General features: G+C 51.4%; 1 protein-coding gene. It reads left to right on the forward strand.

Annotated elements, in window-relative coordinates:
- Positions 1 to 1066, forward strand: a 1066-nt coding sequence (locus BC440_RS23140; RefSeq protein WP_175484484.1) for a cadherin-like domain-containing protein, incomplete at both ends; no start/stop codon positions are given.

The raw sequence follows: 1066 nt of genomic DNA on the forward strand, positions 1-1066 counted from the left end.
ACCATCATGTTTATGGCCAGCGCTATGATGCATCGGGGAACCCCGTTCACGGTGTTGTCGATTTTGGTGAACTGGTTGATGGGCAGGAAACCTATGTCAAGCTTGAACATGCCGATGATGGCGGGGCCTATGTGTACTTCAGTAATCCGTACAGCGTGAACACATCAAAGCTTTACAAGATTCATGTCGATAGTGGTGTCACCGGTGAAACGCTTGATCCCGCACAATATCGGGAATATGCGGTCGCATCGGCGGACGATATTTCGACGGTTGCGAACCGTTCGGTGATCATCGCGGCGAGTGAGCTGCTAGCCAATGATGGTGAGAATGGTGGTGAGGGATATTCGATCACCTCGGTACAGAGCGGTGAGCATGGGACGGTGTCGTTGAATGTGGATGGCAGTGTGACGTTCACGCCAGAAGCGGATTATTACGGTCCGGCAGTGTTCAGCTATACGGCAACGGATGCGGATGGCCACAGCAGTACGGCAACCGTTACGATGGATGTGCGTGCGACTTTGGATCAGCCAACATTTATTGGTTATGGGCCGAGGAAAAATGGTTTTGATGTTACCCAGCTTGCGGATGGCAGCCATGTTGTGATCCGTCAGAGTGGCGTTTATATCGAGCATCAACGTTATGATGCCTCGGGTGAGCCGCTGGGACCGCTTGTGAAGTCCGAAGGCGTTAATGCAATTGATGCCAACATTACCGGTCTGGCGAATGGCAATTACGTCATTACCTATTCGCATCCTATCCATGTGAACGATGCGGTCCGTGTTCAGGTATTCAATTCGACGGGTACCCTACTGAAAGAAGTCAAGTTTGTAGAAGAAAACGAGGCCTATTTCGGGATAGGGGAAGGGGTTGATAGCACGAACCCTGATATCATAGCGCTTCAGGATGGCGGCTTTATCCTGGTTATGAGCCGAGAGATTGACGGTCACACGGATGGTCAGGATACGTTCGGCCTGCGCCATGATGCATCTGGGAATGTTGTCGGAGATATGTTTGATCTCAGTGGATTTTCCGCTGGGAACGACCGGATGGCAACGGGAATAGAGCT

The organism is Thalassospira sp. MIT1004 (assembly GCF_001858545.1).
GTDB lineage: Bacteria > Pseudomonadota > Alphaproteobacteria > Rhodospirillales > Thalassospiraceae > Thalassospira > Thalassospira xiamenensis.